Origin of the sequence: Microcoleus sp. BM001215392, from assembly GCF_036700185.1 — a bacterium.
Taxonomy (GTDB): domain Bacteria; phylum Cyanobacteriota; class Cyanobacteriia; order Cyanobacteriales; family Microcoleaceae; genus Microcoleus.
In genome coordinates, this window is record NZ_JAUBOJ010000675.1 from 1 (window position 1) to 1743 (window position 1743).

At 44.6% G+C, this 1743-nt stretch carries 2 protein-coding genes; both read right to left on the reverse strand.

Annotated elements, in window-relative coordinates:
* Nucleotides 1–38: 38 nt before the first annotated feature.
* Complete coding sequence (locus QT974_RS34055; RefSeq protein ID WP_333472768.1) at nucleotides 39–212, reverse strand: hypothetical protein; 174 nt, start codon at nucleotides 210–212, stop codon at nucleotides 39–41.
* Between the two features lie 188 nt (nucleotides 213–400).
* A partial coding sequence (locus QT974_RS34060; protein WP_333472769.1) for a sensor histidine kinase occupies nucleotides 401–1743 on the reverse strand: 1343 nt, incomplete at its 5' end.

Below are 1743 nucleotides of genomic sequence, written 5' to 3' on the forward strand. Positions count from 1 at the left end.
GTAAATGTTGGGCGGAGTGAAACGGAGGGTTGGCAAGATTAAAGAGGTGCGATCGCATTCAATTTCGATCGCAATAAAAGCTGCAACGTCATCCCCCCTGTGATAGAGGCGTGCGTCGCTACTTCTTTAAGTGTTATTGCACCGATCGTGGAAATGACATTCGCTATTTTGTTATGATGCCGTTGCAGGAGGAGTCTAGGGCGTGTTTTCAAACTCTTTAGATCCCCCAGCCGGGGCGGGCACGGGAGCACCTTTCAATCTCTTACTCGAATGTGCTGTGCTCGTCATTAGAGTAAGAGGCCGAACCCTACAAAAGGGGGGAGAAAGGCTCTTAAAGTCCCCCTTTTTAAGGGGGATTTAGGGGGATCTGGATCTGAATGAGTAGGCAAGAAAACACGCTCTAACCCCTCACTTTCAAAACCTTGCTTTTGAGGTGACGTTTTATCCGATCGAAACTCCAGTTTCTACCCTCGATCGGCCAAGTTAACTCACACAAAGTTCCTTTCTCTGGGACAGACTTTCGCTGAAACTTTCCTCTTAATTTCCTTGCTATATTTAGACACTGCTTCGTGCCTCGCCCTTCACAGCACGAGTCAAAGCCACCCCCATTATCTTTAATGCTTAAAGTATACCAGCCTTCAATTTGCTTGCCAGTAGCACTGAGACGGGTTACTCCTTTGGCGTGTTTCCCGACATTGCACAGCGCTTCTTCCAGAAATTGGCAGAGTTCTTGTTTTTGTTCGAGGCTCAAGTATTGCTCTTCAATTGAAGCGAAGGAATAAGCTTTAACTTTGAGCGTTTTAAAACAGGGAAAGTTTCGCCTTAGTGTATGGCTGTAAACTTCATAGAACAAGTCGCGAATTGGCAGCTTTAAGTCGAGAATTAAACCACTGCCAAGCCGGAAACTTTCCTCTCGATCTAAGGCTTCTAGTTTGAGGTATTCGCCGACTTCTCGGATTTCGTAGTTCAGATTTTTCAGTTCTTCGAGCAATTGATTTTGTTCTAGATCTCGATCTTGTACGTGCCTCAAAATATTAGCTAGTGTTTGGAGGGGGCCATTATGAATCACAATAAATGTTCGTTCGATGGTTTGTTGGCGGATTTTGATCTGAGATTTCAAAAATCTGTCGTATTGATAGAAAGCGCTCAAGATTGCACCATTGATGACCAAAACTAATAAAGTTGGCACTACTGGAATCCACCATCCTTTGACGGTGAAGGCACAACCAATTCCAACTAAACCCAGGCTAAAAACGGCAACATACACGAGGTTTTTTAAGGGAGATTGAGTCAGCCGATCGAGATAAATAGCTAACACGCCCCAACTGACAATCCAAAGATATTCGCAACCCTTTGACCAAGTTTTTAAAACGGGTCGTCTGTCGAGAACGGCGCTGACAATTTGACTGGCAACATGGGCATGAAATTCAACTCCATAAATTTTTCCAGGCGGTTGCAAATTAGCGATCGCAGAAGTATTGATAAAGTCTTTAATACTAGGAGCAGTTACCGCAATTAGAACGATGCTTCCTGAGAAAGTATCGCGCAGCACGTTGGGATTGCGTTTCCCGGTTTCAATACCGTTAATATCTTTAAGGGATAGCGTGCGAAATCGTTGCTGACCGTTGCGATAATTGAGGAGTATTTGAACTCCAAAATCATCTGTTCGTACGTAGCCCCCAGAATTTGGTAAAAAGCGAGGAAGTTCAGTCGAACCAAACCGCATTGCAAGGCGATCGCTCT